The sequence below is a fragment of the Clostridium sp. AM42-4 genome (assembly GCF_003480105.1).
In the GTDB taxonomy this organism is placed as follows: domain Bacteria; phylum Bacillota; class Clostridia; order Lachnospirales; family Lachnospiraceae; genus Brotaphodocola.
The window spans coordinates 65,904-84,415 of record NZ_QUIK01000011.1 but is presented as its reverse complement, the minus strand read 5'-3'; the positions used below and the strand labels follow the sequence as shown (position 1 = coordinate 84,415).

Genomic DNA, 18,512 nt, shown 5'->3' with positions numbered 1-18,512 from the left:
AGAGGAAACAGATCATGGAATTTGTATTTGAGCATGTGCGAAAAGAAGAGGCGGACGAGGTCCTGGCTCTCTACCGTTCGCTGGTCGGCACTCCGTTTTGTGCCTGGACAGCAGACTATCCGTCTCGTAGTGACGTAGACTTTGACTTGTCCCGCAATGCATTATTCTGTCTGCGGAACGAAGAAAACGGAGAGATTGCCGGAGTTATCTCCATCGATGAAGATCCAAAGGTGGAAACGCTGTCCTGCTGGACGAAAGAGCTTCAGCCGGGGCGGGAACTTTCCAGGCTCGGTGTGCGCGAAAGCTACCAGAACCAGGGAATTGCCAGAAAGCTGATGGCGGGGGCGATAGAGGAACTGCGCAGCCAGGAATTTAAAAGTGTACACATCCTGGTGGCAAAGGAAAATAAAAAAGCACTGGCGTCTTATAAGGTGTTTGAATATGAAACAGTCGGGGAGTGTTTTTTACACGAACACGATTACTGGTGTTACGAAAAAGCATTATAATAGAAAGAAAAAAGCTGATGACTTCTGCGGAAAAAACGCAGGGTATCAGCTTTTTTGATATGGATCCGGCTGTGACGGTAGGAATTCTGGATCCGCTTAGTTTGTTTTCTCGGTGAGCAGTTCCAGAAGCGCAATCGGAGCCAGAGGTCTGGAAAAATAATATCCCTGGATCATATTGACACCCCACTGTTCCAGCAGGTCCAGTTCTTCCTGGGTTTCCACACCCTCTGAAATGATCAGATAGCCCATCTGCTGGAATGCAGCCACGATACTCTGATAGAAGGTAGCGGCTTTGACATCAGAACAGATGTGAAAGAGCAGGGAGCGGTCCAGCTTGATCGCAGCAAACGGAAGCCGCATGACGGTATTAAAGTTTGCATAGCCGGAGCCGAAATCATCCAGGCACAAGAGAATCCCGGCATTGGAAAATTCTTCGACAGCCTGATTCAGGATATTATTGTATTCGGTTGCCACGGTTTCCGTAATTTCAAACTGGAAATAGGAATGCGGGAGACCGAATTCATCTATGATCCGGATAAAGCGGCGGCTGCAGTCATTTTTGATCAGATCCAGCGGAGAAAGGTTGAATTTGACCGTATGGAGCTGTTTCATCAGATCTTCATGGTCTTTGAGGAAGCGGCAGACACGGCGAAACTGCAGGTCGCTGATCTGGTCGACCAACCTGTTCCTTTCTGCAATCTGAATGAACATATCGGGAGAGATCCAGCCGTACGTCGGGTGACGCAGGCGGCTTAAGGCTTCCAGGGAAACGAAGCATTTTTCATCCAGGGAGTAGACCGGCTGGTAATAGACTTCAAACAGATCCTTTTCAATGGCGGTATGCAGAAACTGTTCGATTTCTTTATTATACACAAAGCTGCTCATGGTTTTCTGGTCATCCTGAACGGTCTCAACGATGCCATTTCGCGGAGCAAGAGATTCCAGATATTCTGCATATTCCAGGATGGACCCTCCATCATTCAGCTTTTCTGCATTGAGGATACCGCAAAGAATGGCAGGGGAGGATAGCTTGTCAGAAGTTTCTGCATTCAGTCCGGAATTCTGCTGAAAAAGCTTTTTTATTTCCGTCAGGAAATATTCATATTCCTGCAGGGAAGAGGCCAGTACGAGAAATCGTTTTCCGGTGATGCGGAAAACCTGCAGTCCGCAGATTTCTTGAAGCTGTTCGGAGATGAGCTTTAGAAACTGGTCCCCACTCTGGGTACCGGCTGCCCGGTTGATCTGGTTTAACTGGTAAAAGGTTATGGTGATCACGTGGAAACTTTTCTTTTCCGCGAGAAATTCTTCTGTTTTCCGGATGAAGTATGGTTTGTCATAGAGCCCGGTCAGACTGTCGGTATTGGCATGTGGATTGTTAATGGTCAAAAACAGTGTCAGGACTGCAAGGCTGAGCCCAAATCCAGTCATCAAAAGCGGTTGATACAGCGCCTGAACGATGACACCGAAAGCCGACAGTACAAGAATCTGAAACAGTGCCTTGATGGTCGCCGGACCAAGTGCTTTTCTCCGGAAAATGATGATCAGAGTGGCTTCTGCAATATGGAGCAGGGCACAGTAATACATGAGCATGTACAGTGGGCCTTTTACGTAACCGGTCTGAGATTCAAAGAAAAACATATTGCCGGTAAACTGATTGCTCAGGATCAAAAAGAGCAGGATAAGTGTTGGAAAGCCCAGGATGAACATTTCACCGGGATGAATGTGCTCTTTTTTATGAAAGGTCCGGATGTAACAGACCAGAACGAAAGGAAGCAAGGTCTGCATTAGGTAAAAGATGGTAGTGGACAAAATGGCGCCCATTCCAAAATCACTATGACCGGAAGCAATGTAGTAAGTGCTGATCAGTTCAAAAAATACATCCAGAATTCCAAGCACTGCCAAATAAAGAAATGTGCGGTTATTCAGATCGTTTGGGCGCTTCTGATTAAAAAACTGCCACAGAACGATGGTAAGAATGATGAACGCGGCAATCAGAAAATCGGAATTATAACTCATAAGGATTCCTCCTGTTCGGACATTCTTTTGTATGGATTGCTGACCTGGGAAGCGGCGGTCTGTCCGCTGCTTTTGTGCTGGTCATAATCGGCCTGGCTCTTCCAGCTGCTGATACTCTGTGTATTTCCCAGGCTGTCTTTAAAATAGCTGTGTCCCAATGTAAGACATACCTGGCAGCGGCTGCTGCCGGACGCATTGAATCTGCGAATCTCTTTCTGCAGCATGGTTTCATAGTCAGAAAAAGAAATTTTTGGATCGGTAAGAATGACGGCAAATTCATTTCCATCGGTACGGAAACATTCAATCGGTTCCGGTGAAAGTTCCCTGCAGACATTCTGGATACACTGCGCGGCACTGATGATCAGTTCATTTCCGGCACTCATGCCATAGGCCGCATTGGCTTCTTTCAGATCCTCCAGTTTCAGAAATGCCAGGAATGCATTTGCGTATTCATCAGAATGCCGTTCCAGTTTTGCAAGATAATGTTCGAAGGCTTTTTTGTTTTTCAAGCCGGTCATCCGGTCTTCCATGGACATTTTTTCCCGGATTTCCTGTTCCATGCGGAAGCGGATATCGTTTGTGATCTTACAGATCAGACCCCAGAACAGAAGCAGGATATACAGCATGATTCCAAACTGGAAGATGGCATCATACCAGTAGATCTTAAAGAGCCAGTATAAGATCAGGGAGATAATGCCGCCCACGCCAAGGATCGCGAATGCAATCAGACAAAGCCCGGCTCCCCGGTTGTGTGTGGTCAGGTATTCGCGGCGTAACAGCAAAATCATGGTAATGACTCCGGAAAACAGCAGGATATGTGTGAGGAAAAGCATATGGATAAACGGTATGCCTGTCAAAAGGTACCAGATCCCCTGGAAAAAAGCATTGGCATAGAGGGCTGCGATCCAGAGACCGGGAAGCGGACTCCTTTTTAATGTCACAGTATTTTGTACGAAGTGAAGCATGGGAACGGACATCAGCATGAATGCGTAAAAGGAGATGAGGCTTCCAATCGCAATTTCTTTTCCATATACATGATAAATCCCTGAGTCGGTAAAGGACCACAGAGAACACAGGAACAGAAACAGTGCGACATCCAGAAAACGTGGTTCGTGAAAATCGTGATATTTCAGGTACAGGTAAATGGCAAGGGAAAGAATCCCAATGCCCAGCATGCCCGCCAGGACGGCAAAGGAAAGCGCATGGTCAATCAGATGCTGTCTTGTCACTGCTGAAGTGGGACCGAAAATGGGCGCGTAAATAAACTGGGGGCTGTCTGGCATGTTTCTATAGACCAGGCAAAGCGGACTGCTTCCGGTCGTTTGTGGGAGGAAAACATCAGCCCAGAGTTTTCCCTTCATCTGGTCATTTTTCAGAAACGCATTTTCCCGGTACTGATAAAGAAGGGAGTCTCCCATGCGGATCTCAAGGCCATACTGGATGCCGCGGGCGGAAAAAATTTTCCCGGCATCGGATCTGGTCAGTTTGTCACAATACAGCGTGAGGCTGCCGTCAGGTCCCGGTGTCAGGTTTGCCGGAAGTCTCACTTCGATGCGCTGTCCGTCCTGCAGTCGGTACCAGTCGCTCACAACGGATACCGGCGCGTTCACGGCAGGCTCTGGTTTATAAAAGCAAAATGACAGAAAGACCAGACACAGCAGCAGAAAACCAATTGCTGCGTATTCCAGTTTTTTCCATTTCGAAAGTTTATTCATGATCCATCTCCTAATGTAGAATGCAGGTATAGAATTTTGCCTGATAGTCTTATTATATCGTACAGAGTGTTTGGATGACAAGATTAGATGGCAAAAATGAGAATCTTCGCTTTACAAACCGTGGAAAATACAGTAAAATAGCGCCTGGGAATGAAGTTCTCCCGTGGGAAACCAAAACCGCTGAAATAAGGCTGATGACTTCTGTGAGAAAATCACAGGGGTCACCAGCTTTTTTTGCATTGCATATCGAGGAGTCACCAGTGGCGCGTCCGATGATTTCGCGTACAATAAGGAGGAGAAAATATGTTAACATCACTATCATTCATTTTTCTGGCAGGTCTGGCCATGGCGGCGATCTGTGCACGTATGAAACTGCCGCGCATCATCGGTATGCTTCTGACCGGTATTGTGCTTGGGCCGTATGTGCTGGATCTGCTGGATCCGTCCATTTTGTCTATTTCATCCGAGCTGAGGCAGATGGCGCTGATCATCATTCTGGTAAAGGCCGGACTATCCTTGAACCTGGCCGATCTAAAGAAGGTGGGACGGCCTGCCGTGATGATGGCCTGCGTTCCGGCGAGCTTTGAGCTTCTTGGGTATGTATTGTTTGCGCCTGTGATCCTTGGTGTGAACCGGATCGAGGCCGCTGTTATGGGAGCTGTTCTGGCCGCTGTTTCACCGGCCGTTGTTGTGCCGCGCATGGTGAAGCTGATCGAAAACGGATATGGTACGAAAAAGAGCATTCCGCAGATGATACTGGCGGGTGCTTCTTGCGATGATATTTTTGTCATTGTCCTGTTTTCTACGTTTTCCGGGATGGCGCAGGGCGGAAGTGCCAGACTGATGGATTTTGTGAATATCCCGGTCTCCATCATCAGCGGCGTGATCGTTGGTGAGGTGGCAGGATGGCTGCTGAGTCTGTTCTTTGAGACGGCTTATGCGAAGGAGCATTATGTCCGCAACAGCATGAAAGTGATCATCGTACTCGGAGTTTCCTTCCTTCTCATGTCGGTGGAAACCTGGTTAAAGCCATTCATTTCCGTGTCCGGGTTTCTGGCTGTGGTCAGCATGGCCTGCGTGCTGAAATTGCGCAGTATCAAAGAGGTGTCTGCACGTTTGTCTGAAAAGTTTGGAAAGCTGTGGCTTGCAGCAGAGGTACTTTTGTTTGTGATGGTGGGTGCGGCGGTGGATATCCGTTATACTGTGGGAGCTGGACTGGCGGCGGTTGTTATGATCACAGTTGCCCTGTTTTTCCGTACCGTGGGCGTGCTGCTCTGTCTGGTAAAGACAGCGCTGAACTGGAAGGAGCGTCTGTTCTGCGTGATTGCTTACCTGCCGAAGGCAACTGTGCAGGCCGCGATCGGTTCTGTTCCGATGGCGATGGGATTGCCCTGCGGGCAGATCGTACTTTCTGTGGCAGTCATGGCGATTCTCATCACGGCACCGCTTGGTGCGTTTGGCATGGATAGCAGCTTTGAACAACTGCTGGGAAATAACACTCTGATAAAAATTGACAAAAAACGATAAAATTCAGAAAAAAGCCAGGATCAGTTTTTGAAAGCTCTTGGTTTTTGCGAGCTGATCGAAGAATACCAGGTTATGGAATATGTATGGGAGATAGTGGACAGCGAAATTTTCCTGTGAAATTTTTATAAAATAAAGCCATTCTGTGCTGACAATTTCACAAAAATCGGATATACTTGTGCCTGGTAATTGCGGAGTATTACGCAGTTGCCAGGTTTTCAGATCGCATAGAAAGAGAGTGATACCCTATGATAGATGAAATTATGGAATACAACCGGAAATTTGTGGAGAACAAGGGCTACGAGCCGTACTTAACCAGCAAGTACCCGGACAAAAAGCTGGCTATTTTGACCTGTATGGATACCCGCCTGTTGGAGCTTCTTCCGACTGCGCTTGGCATCAAAAACGGCGATGCCAAGATCATCAAGAATGCAGGTGGCGTGATCGTGCATCCTTACGGCAGCGTGGTGCGAAGCCTGCTGGTCGGTATTCTGGAACTGGGCGTGGAAGAAGTTATGGTCATCGGCCATACCGACTGCGGCGTACAGGGCATGGATGGAAGCGAGATGTTAGAGAAGCTGGTGGAGCGCGGCATTGACCAGCAGCACATTGATATTGTGCGCCACAGTGGTGTTGACCTGGAGCGCTGGCTTGGCGGCTTTGAGTCTGTGGAATCTTCCGTTCACGAGACTGTGCGCCGCTTAAAGGAGCATCCGCTGATGCCAAAGGATGTGCGCATCAACGGATTTATCATGGATTCTGCGACCGGAGAGTTAAGACGGGTCGAGGGCTAAAATAAGAAGTCTACCGGTTGACATAGCGCCACAGCGTGGTGCGGCTGATGCCGAGCCGTTTTGCGGCGGCGGTCTGGTTCCCATCGCAGAGTGCCAGAACGTGCAGCACAATGTCGCGGCTGATCTGGTCTAAGGACTGCTCCAGGTTTAAGGAGAAGGCTGGTTTTTCTTCGGCGGCTGGCTGCCCGTGAGACATCTCATGAGATATTTCATGGGATGTGGCGTGTGCGGGATGTTCGGCCGGAAACAGAACAGATTCTTCTTTTAATATAGTTTCAATGGTTTCACCGGATATATAGGCGGTGCTGGTTCCCAGCACTGCCTTTTTTAGTATCCGTTTAAACTGCGTCCGGTTGCAGGGGTAGTCGTAATCCAGAAGAAGGCGTGCGGCCTCATCGCTCAGGCCGACTACCTGGCGGCCAAGGTCCTGGTTTAACGTATCGATGTAAAGACTGGCCGAAGCGACCAGATCGTTTTTCTGTTCTCGCATCGGATTGGTGGGAAGCGGGATGCAGCCGAGCATGTTGCTGTATTCCAGAGCAGCGTGGGGAAGATGTCCGTCCCTTGACTGGGTGCAGGAAAAAATCAGCCGGTTGCGGACTTGAAGGTTCGTATCCAGGATAATGGATAGAAGATGCTTCTGGCGCTGCAAGGAGAGCACGCCCAGGTTGGAAATGTAGATCGTGTTCCCATTATCCGTGAAGGGGGAATTGTAGTGGTTGATCAAGAAATTCCAGGTCTTGTCGTTTAACAGGGCACAGTTGATCACATACAGCGGATTGTTGCAGCGATGGCTCTTGGCGTAGTAAATGTAGGCAATACGGTCCTTGCTGGTCCCAATCTCGCCGGTGATCATGAGCGGTGCGTCGGAGGCGGCGAATTTTTCGGTGGCAGCGATGATGCCGCGTGCGAGCTCTGTGTTGCTGTAAAAGCTTTCAGAAAAGTTTTTTTCTGCCCTTTCTTTGTCCATAATGGTGATGCCGTATTTGGAATGGCTGAGCGGGATCTTGGATGGCATGATACGGAAAATGAGGTAGGACTCCTCTCCCTCCTCGGAGAAGCTGGAGCGGATGGAATAGAGCTGGTTTTCCAAGGTAATGAAAAAGGAACGGCGCGGGATGTTTTTGGATTTGGAGATTTCCTTTTTCAGGCATTCGATGAAGGCGTCCTCTTTTCCTGCATCCAGGGTGGAGTACAGGCAGTTACCGTTTAGATCCAGGATCAGGTGGCGGTTGGAGCTGCTGTGGATCAGCGTCTGCATCATGGCGTTGGAGGATAGCAGTCTCTGGTTCTGGTGCCAGGTGCGGATTGCCCCCTCGATCGCCAGCCGCACACTTTCTGCGCTGGAGGTCAGGATGATCGGGGTAATGCCGATCAGCTTTGCGTGGTCGTAGGGGATCATATCGCAGATAACGGTTTTGTAGCCCTGTTCCTTCATATTATCAAGCAGACGGTCGGAATCCTTCCAGTTTTCAGGGGAAAAGGAAAAAATATCCAGCTTGATCTGCAAAAGATCGCAGAGATTTTTGGCAATGGTGGTCAGGGACTGGAAGCCCAGCAGAGCAAATTTGGTTCTGGTGTTCTGGGCCATTTTGATACAGCGCAGAACATCGTAGTAGCTGATGCCGATATCGATGACAGGAATGTGGACGGCCTGTGAGATCATGTTTGCGGTATTTGCACGGGATACGATGATGTCGTATTGCTCGCTGTAGCGTCTGGCAACGGCAAGTCCCTGTTCCATGCTGCCGGCCATGGCGTTGAGCTCAATTTCCGGGTACTGCAGTGCACATTGTTTCATGAGTGTGACAAGTCCTTTATAAGGTGCGATTCCAAGAATGCGGATTTTTTTCGTCATAAAAACCTCCAAGTGTTACAAAGTTAAACATATTATACAATAAATTCATTGAAAATCAAAGCTATTTGCGTGTAGAATATAAATCGTATGAGAAATAAATCTTAAATTTTTGAAAATTAAGATATAAGTGTTTCAAAAATGAACAGTAAGAGAGGGGTGAACACAGTTGGAGGACAGATACCTGATCATTGCGGACGATTTCACTGGCGCGAATGACACTGGTGTGCAGCTTCGGAGAAGGGGCTTTGCAACGGAGGTGTTGTTTTCCGGGAAACCGGTCGGAACGGAGCATTCGGTTGTGATCGATACGGAATCGCGGACGGTACATCCGGACCACGCATACGAGATCGTATCCCATGCGGTAGAGTCGGTGGATTTCTCAGGTTTCCGCTATGTGATCAAGAAGGTGGATTCTACCATGCGAGGAAACATTGCGGCGGAGGTCAAAGCGGTCGATGAAAAGTTCCAGCCGGAGCTGGTCGTTTTTGCACCGGCGCTTCCAGATCTGGGGCGTACAACGGTAGATGGAGTCCAGTGCTTAAACGGTGTGGAAATCTGCCGGACAGAGCTGGCTCTGGATCCGAAAAACCCGGTTGTGGAAGACAATCTGGTCCGTATGCTTGCAACAAGCTATGACGAAAAGGTATTTTTAAAACGCCTTCCCGATGTGCGCAGCAGGGACTTAAGCTTTGATGAGGGAAGAATTTACGCCTGCGATGCAGAGACGAACGACGATCTGAAAAAGATCCTGGTTGCAGCCGGACAGACCGGGAAAAAGGTGTTATACATCGGAACGGCTGGCCTTGCGGACAATCTTATGCAGCTGGAGCGTCCGTCCCTTCCGGCGTTTGGTGTCGTGGCGAGTGTCAGCACTGTCACAAACCGCCAGATGAAATATTGTGAGAAAAAGGGAATCCACATGGTGCAGATTCCGATGCACCGGATCCTTTCCGGCGAGGAGGATACGGCTTCCTATCTGGAGCAGACCATAGAATCCTTAAAGAATGGGGAGGACACCATTCTTCTTGCGAACACCTCGTATGACAGGGAGGAGCTGGAGCTTTCTTTTGAGGCAGGCGAAAAGCTTGGCCTCGGACCGGTAGAGACCGGCGATAAGGTCCGTTCCATCATCGGTCATCTGGCCTTGCAGGTACTGAATCAGGTTCCGGTATCCGGAGTATTCCTGACCGGAGGCGATACTGCATTGGGAATGCTGGCAAACATCGAGGCAGACGGATCGGAGATCCTCTCCGAGATCCGGGTAGGCATCCCGTTAGTCCGGGTGAAGGGCGGTTCCTTCGAGGGCTTAAAGCTGGTTACCAAGGCGGGAGCGTTCGGGGAAGACGACGCGGTTGCATTTGCACTGAGAAAGTTAAAGGAAACGATTTAATCCATATATCATGAAGGAGGAATCACAATGAAAGAATTTGCATTACCTTACGGAAAAGAAAAATTAACAGCAAAGATCGAAGATGAGCATTTTGCAGGTGTTCTCTTATCTGAGCTTCACAGCTACAAGGCACCGAAGAGCGGTGCAGAGCTGGTACAGGATGCCCTGGAGCACCCGATCGGAACCCCGAGACTGTGCGATATGGCAGCAGGCAAGAAAAAGATCGTGGTTATTTCTTCTGACCATACCAGACCAGTACCGAGCCATATCATGATGCCTCTGATCTTAGCCGAGATCCGTAAAGGAAACCCGGATGCCGACATCACCATCTTGATCTCTACCGGTCTTCACAGAACTACAACTAAGGAAGAGCTGGCAGCAAAATTTGGTCCGGAGATCATGGCAAACGAGAAGATTGTAGTGCATGATTGCGACGATAAGGACAATCTGGTTTACTTAGGAAAGCTTCCGTCCGGCGGCAACCTGATCATCAACCGTCTGGCAGCAGAGGCTGACCTGTTAGTAGCAGAGGGCTTTATTGAGCCGCACTTCTTCGCTGGCTTCTCCGGCGGCAGAAAGAGTGTCCTTCCGGGCGTTGCAAGCCGTGAGACTGTTATGTACAACCACAACTCCGGTTTCATTGCTGACCCGCATGCACGTACCGGCGTGATCGAGGGCAACCCGATCCACAACGATATGCTGTACGCAGCAAGAGCAGCAAGACTGGACTTCATCGTTAATGTTGTCATCGACGCAGCACATGATCCGATCTTTGCAGTAGCTGGTGACTGCGATCTGGCTCACAGAGTTGGCCGTGAGTTCCTTGCTTCCAAGTGCCAGGTAGATGCGATCCCGGCAGATATCGCAATCTCCACCAACGGTGGTTACCCGCTGGATCAGAATATTTACCAGTCTGTAAAGGGCATGACCGCAGCAGAGGCAACTGTAAAAGAGGGCGGCGTGATCATCATGCTTTCCAAGGCAGCAGACGGACATGGCGGCAAGTACTTCCATGAGACCTTCCGCGATGAAAAAGATCTGAACCGTATGATGCAGACCTTCCTCGACAGAAAGCCGGAGGAGACCATCATCGACCAGTGGCAGTCCCAGATCTTTGCAAGACTGCTGTTAAAGGCAACCGTAGTATTTGTTTCCTCCTGCGATGACCAGCTGGTAGAGGATTTGCATATGGTTCCGGCACACAGCATGGAAGAGGCTATGGAGAAGGCAAAAGCAATCGTGAAGAAGGACGATTACAAGGTAACCGTAATCCCGGATGGCGTATCCGTGATCGTAAGAGAATAATCGAAAGAGGAGGAATATTATGAAATTTATCCTGATACCGGATTCCTTTAAAGGAACCTTAAGCTCTGAGCAGATCTGCGAGATCGCAAAGGAAAAGGTAGAGAAGCATTTTCCTGGGGCAGAAACCGCATGTGTTCCGGTTGCGGACGGTGGTGAAGGCTCTGTAGACGCATTCTTGACTGCGCTTGGCGGCAGCAAGGTATCCGTAAAGGTAAAGAATCCTTACTTCGAGGACATGGATTCCTACTACGGACTGATCCATGAAGGAAAAACTGCAGTCATCGAGATGGCTTCCTGTGCAGGTCTTCCGTTAGTAGAGGACAGAAAGAACCCGAAGCTGACCACGACCTATGGCGTTGGCCAGCTGATCCTTGCAGCAGCAGAAAGCGGCGTTGAGAAGATCATCGTAGGTCTTGGCGGCTCCAGCACCAACGATGGTGGATGCGGGGCAGCAGCTGCAGTAGGCATCAAGTTCTACGACAAGGACGGCAAGGAGTTTGTTCCGACCGGCGGAACCACCGCAGACATCGCAAAGATCGACCTGAGCGGAAAAGCAAAGGTTCTCGACCAGGTTGAGATCGTTACCATGTGCGATATCGACAACCCGATGTACGGACCGAGCGGAGCATCTTACATCTTCGGACCTCAGAAGGGTGCTGACGAGGCAATGGTTGAGGAGCTGGATGCAGGCATTAAGAATTTAAGCCGCGTGATCGCAGAGGCAACCGGCGAGGACATCAGCCAGGTACCGGGAACTGGTGCAGCAGGTGCCATGGGTGCCGGCATGATCGCTTTCTTTGGCTCCCGTCTCCAGATGGGCATCCAGACTGTACTGGATACCGTAAACTTCGACGAGATGATCAAGGATGCAGATTACATCATTACCGGAGAGGGCAAGCTGGATTCCCAGAGCCTTCGCGGAAAGGTAGTTATCGGCATCGCAGAGCGTGCGAAGAAACAGAATAAGAATGTGATCGCTGTTGTAGGTGGTGCAGATGACAGTGAGATTGATAAAGCTTACGAGATGGGCGTGACCGCAGTATTCCCGATCAACCGCCTGCCACAGGATTTCTCGGTCAGCCGTCACCACAGCAAGGAAAACCTTGGCTACACGGTCGATAACATTTTAAGATTACTTGCAACAAAGTAAATGCTTTAAAAGGGGGATAACAGAATGAACATTTTAAAAACTGTGAAAAAGATTCCTGGCGGATTAATGGTAGTTCCGCTGCTGTTAGGTGCGATCATCAACACGTTTTTCGGCGGCACCATCTGGACCATGTTTGATGGTACCTTTACCACTTACCTCTGGAAATCCGGTGCAATGCCGATCCTGGCAGTATTCATTTTCTGTAACGCGACAACCATCAACTTTAAGAAGGCTGGTGTTACGATCTATAAAGGCGTAACGATCACGCTGGTAAAGGTTGGTATGGGTATCATCATCGGCTTGATCTGCGGTAAGCTCTTTGGCGAGGCTGGCTTCCTTGGCCTGTCTACCCTGGCAATCGTAGGTGCGCTTGCTAACTCAAACGGTGGTCTGTACGCAGCTCTTGCAGGTGAGTACGGCGATGCGACTGACGTAGGTGCAGTTTCCATCCTGTCCATCAACGATGGCCCGTTCTTCACCATGGTAGCATTAGGCGCTGCCGGTGTTGCAAAGATCCCGATGTCTGTTTTAGTTGGATGTATCATTCCGGTTATCGTAGGCTGCATTCTTGGTAACCTGGACGAAGATATCCGTAAGTTCTGCGAGCCGGGTGCTTCCATGCTGATCCCGTTCTTCGCATTCCCGCTGGGTGCAGGCTTAAACATCATGAACCTGTTAAAGGCAGGCGCTCCTGGTATCCTCTTAGGTATTGGATGTACCGTGATCACCGGTCTTGCCGGTTACCTGGTTTACAAGCTGTTAAAGATGGATTATCCTGAGGTTGGTGGTGCGATCGGTACTACTGCAGGAAACGCAGCAGCAACTCCGGCATCCGTAGCAGCAGTAGATGCAACCCTGTTAGCAGTATCTGAGGCAGCAACTGCACAGATCACCGCAGCGATCATTGTTACCGCGATCTGCTGTCCGTTACTGGTATCTACCCTTCACAAGATGGAAGAGAAGCGCAGAGCAGCTAAGAAATAAAAAAATGAATGGATTTTTGGCCCGTGACTGTGAAGCATTGGCAAAATCCGTTGTGTAATCGCTCAGGAAAGGGCCGGATGGATTGACGCCTCCGGCCCTTTCCGTGTAAGATAGAAGTGTGATATGAAATGGAAGATTCAGGAGGTTTTGGTATGAGCGAAAAGAAGATTGTGGGAATTACCATGGGAGACCCGGCCAGCATTGGACCGGAGATCACCGTGAAGGCTTTTGCGGACAAGTCTTTATATGACCTGTGCCGTCCGGTCGTAGTGGGAGATGCCTGTGTGATGGAGGCAGCACTGCCGATCGTAGGACACACGGAAATGAAGATCAACTCGGTCAAGGATGTTGCGGATGCAAAATTTGAGTACGGGACCATCGACGTGCTGGATATGGGACTGGTCGATATGGACCAGTTAAAACGCGGTGAGGTTTCCGCTATGTGCGGCGAGGCAGCCTTCCAGTATGTGGCAAAGGTGATCAACCTTGCGTTAGAGCATAAGGTGGATGCAACTGTCACCAACGCCTTTAACAAAGAGGCTGTTAACCTGGCTGGACATCATTATTCCGGTCACACCGAAATCTATGCAGAGATGACTGGAACCAAAAACTACACCATGATGCTGGCCCATGAGAACTTAAGAGTGGTTCATGTTTCCACCCATGTATCCCTGCGCGAGGCATGCGACCGCGTGAAGAAGCAGCGTGTGCTGGATGTCATCCGGATCGCAGATAAGGCATGTAAGGAGCTGGGAATCAAGGAGCCGAAGATCGGTGTTGCAGGCCTGAACCCGCACAGCGGCGAGCACGGGCTGTTTGGCCATGAGGAGATTGATGAGATCATCCCGGCAATCGAGGCAGCCCAGGCAGAGGGCATCAACGCAGACGGCCCGGTACCGCCGGACAGCTTATTCTCCAAGGCAAGAGGCGGCTGGTATGACATTGTGGTTGCCATGTACCACGACCAGGGACATATTCCGTTAAAGGTAGTAGGCTTTGTATACAATCATGAGAAAAAGGCGTGGGATGCAGTTTCCGGTGTGAACATTACCCTGGGACTTCCGATCATCCGTGTATCCGTAGACCACGGAACCGCCTTTGACCAGGCAGGAACCGGAACTGCCAGCGAGCTGAGCCTGCGTAATTCCATCGAATACGCAGTCATGTTTGCAAATAACCGGCAGTCATAACATTTAGGCTGCTGCAGAACAAACTGCGGCAGCCAGTTCAAGTGAAAAAAGCCGGACAGTCCCCGAGGGCACTGTCCGGCACATAAATCTGGCAAGATACGGGGACATCGGCGCAGACGCTGGTATCTCCTGTTTTTTAATGTAAGGAAATTCTTCTAGCGCATGACATTTGTGTCCCCGGTTTTCATAATGCGGAGGATTTCGTCTTCGCTGACCAGATTGAAGTCATGCTGGATCATCAGCTTCATAACGCTGGCGGTAATGGAAAAGTCGATCAGCTTCTGTGGGGAAAACTGGTGGACAAGCCCATGAATCAGGGCACCGGCAAAGGCATCCCCTGCGCCGACAGCTTCGAAGCTATGCACGGTATGGACAGGACTTTCGTAAAAATGTCCGTCTTTCAAATAAATGCCCATCCAGTCCCCGTCCTCAGCGGTTTTCAAATTGCGCAAGACACTGGCAACGGCGCCGCAGTTCGGGTAAAGCTCCTGAATCTGTTTCATTCCCTGACGGTAAGTTTCAATCTGGTCGATGCCGTGGGCCATGTCACCGTCGAAGGCGTGGATGCCAAGGGTTGCTTCGAAATCCTCGTCGTTGGCGATACACAGGTCTACATACTGCATCAGCTCCTTCATGACGGACTGGGCCTTCTCGCGGGACCACATTTTCGCACGGTAATTTAAGTCGCAGATGACGGTGATGCCATGTGCGTGGCAGTATTTCAGTGCACCCAGAACCGCCTGTTCCACAGAATCGCTGATTGCGGGAGTGACACCCGAAAAGAAGAAGATACCGACACCGGAAAGCAGCGTTTCCCAGTCAAATTCGTTGGCAGCTGCTTCGGCCAGGGCGCTTCCGGCCCTGTCATAAAGCACGTTAGTCGGGCGGATATCGCTGCCCTTTTCAAAGTAATAAATGCCGAGTCTTGGACCGCCACGCAGAATGCGGGAGGTATCGACCCCGTAGCGGCGCAGCTCATTAAATGCGGCATCGCCTACCGGGTTTTTTGGAAGTTTGGTAACGAATGCAGCGTCATCACCAAGGGTGGCAAGTGACACGGCAACATTCGATTCCGCACCGCCGTAGCTGGCCTCAAAGCCGTCTGTCTGTACGATCCGAAGGTGGTCCGGTGTTTTTAAACGGAGCATGATTTCTCCGAAGGTAAGTATTTTCATGGAAAGATTGTCCTTTCAATAAGAATCGGTTATGGATTGTCTTTTTAGGTTCGGTGGTTTCATTATACCACGCTTTTGGGTAGAGAGAATGTATTTTGTGGCTGAAAGAGGGGAAAAGCTGTGGTAGAATGTTATTGTACACGGATAGGAATTTTCTGAACTGAATTTATGTAGTGAAAGGCATGAGCCGCGAAAAATAGGAAATGGAACCGGCATATCGTGTGCAGAAAGAGGAATCAGTATGGACGAACGTTTACAGAAGCAGATTGACTTTATTCTGGAAATCGATAAAGAGAAAAATATTTTCCGTCAGACGCACCTGACGGGACACGGGCGTAATGAGAACGACGCGGAGCACGCCTGGCATATGGCGCTCATGGCATATCTTTTGCAGGAATATTCCAATGAAAAGATTGATGTGGCGCGGGTTATGCTTATGTGCCTGATCCATGATGTGGTGGAGATCGATGCGGGGGACACCTACGCCTACGATACGGAAGGATTGAAAACCCAGAAGGCAAGGGAAAACGCAGCAAAAGAACGCATCTATTCCCTGCTCCCGGATGACCAGAAAGAGAAGCTGGTGGAAATCTTCGATGAATTTGAAGAGCGCAAGACCCCGGAAGCAAAATTTGCAAGAGCGCTGGATAACCTGCAGCCGCTTTTATTGAATAACAGCAATGACGGTGGAGACTGGAAACGTCACGATGTTACGGCCAAGCAGGTTTACGGAAGACAGTCCCGTACCCGCGAAGGCTCGGAAAAGCTGTTCGAGATCACGGACCAGATCCTGAAAGAGAATATTGCAAAGGGGAATATCAAAGAGTAATTTTATATAGGAAATACAAACGGGGCGCAAGTTCCGCAGCCGCCATGTCTGGCAGCTGCGGGAACTTGCACCCCTTGTTTGTTATTGTACGGAATTATTATTTCGTTGCAGGTGCTTCTTCCTCGGTATCTTCCTCAACCTTTGCATATTCACCAAGATGGAACAGCTGGGAATCGGCAGTGGTAACTACGGTAACACCTTTTTCTTCCAGCTTCAGGTCTTTGACATACAACGTCTTGGTTCCCTGCGGAAGTTTTGCCAGATCGATCTCGATCGGGTCAAGCAGATGTGCCGGGTCTGCTTTGTAATGAATCTCGGTAATCTCTGGTTCGAAGACGCCCTGAACGACTTCTTCATTTACAAAGGTGACCGGAACGGTTGCAGATACAACTTCACCTGCGACCAGTGCCTGGAAATCCAGTGCCAGGATTTTTTTGCTCAGTGGATCGTAATCAATATTTTTTACCAGGGCATCGACCTTTTCACCTGCGATATCCAGCATGGTCTGTGCACCCTCTTTGGCTTTTTTAATGAAGCTCAAGGCATCCTTTTCTGCGTATTTCAGAGCTACATTTTCTTTCATCTCACGACCATATAAAACGCCGGTGGTGTAGCCTTCTCTTCTTAATTTTTTTGCCTTTACCTCAGGGTCTCTTTTTTCAGCTGCTAATGTCATCATAATAATCTGCCTCCTACTTTGAATGGCCGGAGAAAGAAATCCTTCCGGTCTTATAATCGTTATTCATTCGTGTAGCTGGAGAGCTTGATGTGTTGCTTTAAACATCGATTGGTTCTTCTTGCACTGACTGTATTATAGCACTTCTGGAAAAAAGTGAACCTTGAAAAAGTTACAAAAAAACAGTACACAAAGAAATAAAATTAGCAATATTTTCAGAAATTAGCACTCTTTTATGCAGACTGCTAATAATAAACGGGAGGAAATTAGGCATTTTCCCGGATTTTGATGGAGTGCTCAACAAAATTTTTTTCCTGAACCGGTAGTGTCCCGGCAGTCAGATATTCAAAAAGCAGATTCAGGGAGAGGGAACCCTGTCTGCGGGGCTGCTGGCTGATGGTGGCGGATATGACACCGGAGCGCAGCATATCCAGGGTCGTGGGGACTTCATCAAAGGTAACAACTTTTGGATGACGCCCGGATTCCTGAATGGCTTTGCAGCCGCCGGATACACCGGCAGCAACAAAGAACAGGGCATCAAGATGTGGATTTTGCTGCAAAAGCTGCTTTGTCAGTGCATAACTTTCAAATTCGTCGTCATGATTTTCCAGAATCTCGGCGATGTGGATTCTGGGATAGGACGATTCCAATGTTTCAGTGAGCCCGCGGATACGTTCGGAGTGGCATAGCACATTCCTGGAACCGGTGATGATGCCAAGTCTTGTTTCTCCATCAGTCATGAGTGCAAGGAGTCCGGCAGCAGTCTGGCCACCACGGATGTAATCGCTGCCAACGTAGGCCATTCGCCGGGAACCGCAGATGTCCGTGTTGACTGTGATGACCGGAATCCCCCGGGAAACCAATGTGTCGATTTTTTCCTGGATCGAGGGATGGTTGTATGGTGCCAGCAGCAGTCCCTGAATGTTTTCCTCTAGCAGTTCATCAATGGCAGCAAGCTGGGCAGTTACGTCGAATTCAACCCGTCTGGTCAGCGTTGTTATGCCATAGTCAGCAAGTTCCCGGGCTTTTGTCTGTACGCCCTCGCTGACTTCATCAAAAAAGGGGTTATTCTTGCTAAATAGGACAACGCCGATCTTATTTTTTTTCTTTTGTGCAGCCAGAGCCAGCCCGGCTTTGTTGGGACGGTAGTCCAGGGCTTTTGCGATTTCCCGTATTTTATCGGCAGTCTGCGGACTGACACCGCTCCGGTTATTCAGAACCCGGTCCACGGTCCCACGGGAGACGCCGGCCAGTTCTGCGATATCTTTGATTCGTGCCATGAAAATCCTCCATGCAGTTTTCTGTATTTCCCGGTCCTTGTGAAACAGCCGGGAAAGACCGTTGCTGTTCATGGGCAATGTCAGGAACAAAAGATCCGGGGTACAGGAAGGTATTCTTTA

15 protein-coding genes and 1 riboswitch are annotated in these 18,512 nt (G+C 49.5%); of the genes, 9 read left to right on the top strand and 6 right to left on the bottom strand.

From position 1 onward, the window contains the following. Nucleotides 1-14: 14 nt before the first annotated feature. On the top strand, nucleotides 15-506 hold the full coding sequence (locus DW922_RS10340) for a GNAT family N-acetyltransferase (protein WP_118726486.1): 492 nt from the start codon (nucleotides 15-17) through the stop codon (nucleotides 504-506). A gap of 96 nt (nucleotides 507-602) precedes the next feature. Here DW922_RS10340 and DW922_RS10335 read toward each other — a convergent pair whose 3' ends face one another. Both DW922_RS10335 and DW922_RS10330 read right to left on the bottom strand, forming a co-directional pair. After that, the gene (locus DW922_RS10335) at nucleotides 603-2,522 is read right to left on the bottom strand and encodes a GGDEF domain-containing phosphodiesterase (RefSeq protein ID WP_118726485.1); all 1,920 of its coding nucleotides are present in this window, start codon (nucleotides 2,520-2,522) and stop codon (nucleotides 603-605) included. Then, nucleotides 2,519-4,237: a diguanylate cyclase gene (locus tag DW922_RS10330; protein WP_118726484.1), complete on the bottom strand. Its 1,719-nt coding sequence runs from the start codon at nucleotides 4,235-4,237 to the stop codon at nucleotides 2,519-2,521. Before DW922_RS10330 ends, DW922_RS10335 begins: the two co-directional genes overlap by 4 nt. Before the next feature lie 137 nt (nucleotides 4,238-4,374). Further along, nucleotides 4,375-4,448, top strand: a riboswitch (Fluoride riboswitch). A gap of 92 nt (nucleotides 4,449-4,540) precedes the next feature. Here DW922_RS10330 and DW922_RS10325 point away from each other — a divergent pair. Both DW922_RS10325 and DW922_RS10320 read left to right on the top strand, forming a co-directional pair. Further along, nucleotides 4,541-5,764 (top strand): cation:proton antiporter, encoded by a 1,224-nt coding sequence (locus DW922_RS10325; protein WP_118726483.1) that lies wholly within the window; start codon nucleotides 4,541-4,543, stop codon nucleotides 5,762-5,764. 245 nt (nucleotides 5,765-6,009) lie between these two features. Continuing rightward, on the top strand, nucleotides 6,010-6,555 hold the full coding sequence (locus tag DW922_RS10320) for a carbonic anhydrase (protein ID WP_118726482.1): 546 nt from the start codon (nucleotides 6,010-6,012) through the stop codon (nucleotides 6,553-6,555). Between the two features lie 10 nt (nucleotides 6,556-6,565). On the opposite strand, the gene DW922_RS10315 is transcribed toward DW922_RS10320, so the two are convergent. Then, nucleotides 6,566-8,413, bottom strand: coding sequence for a sigma-54-dependent transcriptional regulator (locus DW922_RS10315; RefSeq protein WP_118726481.1), 1,848 nt, complete (start codon nucleotides 8,411-8,413; stop codon nucleotides 6,566-6,568). Nucleotides 8,414-8,579: 166 nt separating this feature from the next. On the opposite strand from DW922_RS10315, the gene DW922_RS10310 reads away from it, so the two are divergent. The 5 genes from DW922_RS10310 to pdxA all read left to right on the top strand — a co-directional run bounded on the left by DW922_RS10310 (nucleotide 8,580) and on the right by pdxA (nucleotide 14,432). Further along, nucleotides 8,580-9,803 (top strand): four-carbon acid sugar kinase family protein, encoded by a 1,224-nt coding sequence (locus DW922_RS10310; protein WP_118726480.1) that lies wholly within the window; start codon nucleotides 8,580-8,582, stop codon nucleotides 9,801-9,803. Nucleotides 9,804-9,830: 27 nt separating this feature from the next. Continuing rightward, nucleotides 9,831-11,108, top strand: coding sequence for a nickel-dependent lactate racemase (gene larA, locus DW922_RS10305; RefSeq protein WP_118718154.1), 1,278 nt, complete (start codon nucleotides 9,831-9,833; stop codon nucleotides 11,106-11,108). A gap of 16 nt (nucleotides 11,109-11,124) precedes the next feature. Next, complete coding sequence (locus DW922_RS10300) at nucleotides 11,125-12,258, top strand: glycerate kinase (protein ID WP_347560304.1); 1,134 nt, start codon at nucleotides 11,125-11,127, stop codon at nucleotides 12,256-12,258. Between the two features lie 24 nt (nucleotides 12,259-12,282). Further along, nucleotides 12,283-13,242, top strand: coding sequence for a 2-keto-3-deoxygluconate permease (locus DW922_RS10295; protein ID WP_118718152.1), 960 nt, complete (start codon nucleotides 12,283-12,285; stop codon nucleotides 13,240-13,242). A 152-nt stretch (nucleotides 13,243-13,394) separates the two neighbouring features. Further along, nucleotides 13,395-14,432, top strand: a complete 1,038-nt coding sequence (gene pdxA, locus DW922_RS10290; protein ID WP_347560296.1) for a 4-hydroxythreonine-4-phosphate dehydrogenase PdxA — start codon at nucleotides 13,395-13,397, stop codon at nucleotides 14,430-14,432. 155 nt (nucleotides 14,433-14,587) lie between these two features. Here the strand turns inward: pdxA and DW922_RS10285 are convergent, their stop codons facing one another. Continuing rightward, nucleotides 14,588-15,607 (bottom strand): sugar kinase, encoded by a 1,020-nt coding sequence (locus tag DW922_RS10285; protein WP_118726478.1) that lies wholly within the window; start codon nucleotides 15,605-15,607, stop codon nucleotides 14,588-14,590. Between the two features lie 241 nt (nucleotides 15,608-15,848). On the opposite strand from DW922_RS10285, the gene DW922_RS10280 reads away from it, so the two are divergent. Beyond that, nucleotides 15,849-16,436 carry an HD domain-containing protein gene (locus tag DW922_RS10280; RefSeq protein ID WP_118726477.1) on the top strand — a complete coding sequence of 196 codons (588 nt, stop codon included), beginning with the start codon at nucleotides 15,849-15,851 and terminating at the stop codon, nucleotides 16,434-16,436. Between the two features lie 97 nt (nucleotides 16,437-16,533). Here the strand turns inward: DW922_RS10280 and DW922_RS10275 are convergent, their stop codons facing one another. Both DW922_RS10275 and DW922_RS10270 read right to left on the bottom strand, forming a co-directional pair. After that, entirely contained in the window at nucleotides 16,534-17,115 is a 582-nt protein-coding gene (locus DW922_RS10275) for a 50S ribosomal protein L25 (protein ID WP_118718150.1), read from the bottom strand. 263 nt (nucleotides 17,116-17,378) lie between these two features. Further along, nucleotides 17,379-18,392 (bottom strand): LacI family DNA-binding transcriptional regulator, encoded by a 1,014-nt coding sequence (locus DW922_RS10270; protein ID WP_118726476.1) that lies wholly within the window; start codon nucleotides 18,390-18,392, stop codon nucleotides 17,379-17,381. Nucleotides 18,393-18,512 lie beyond the last annotated feature (120 nt).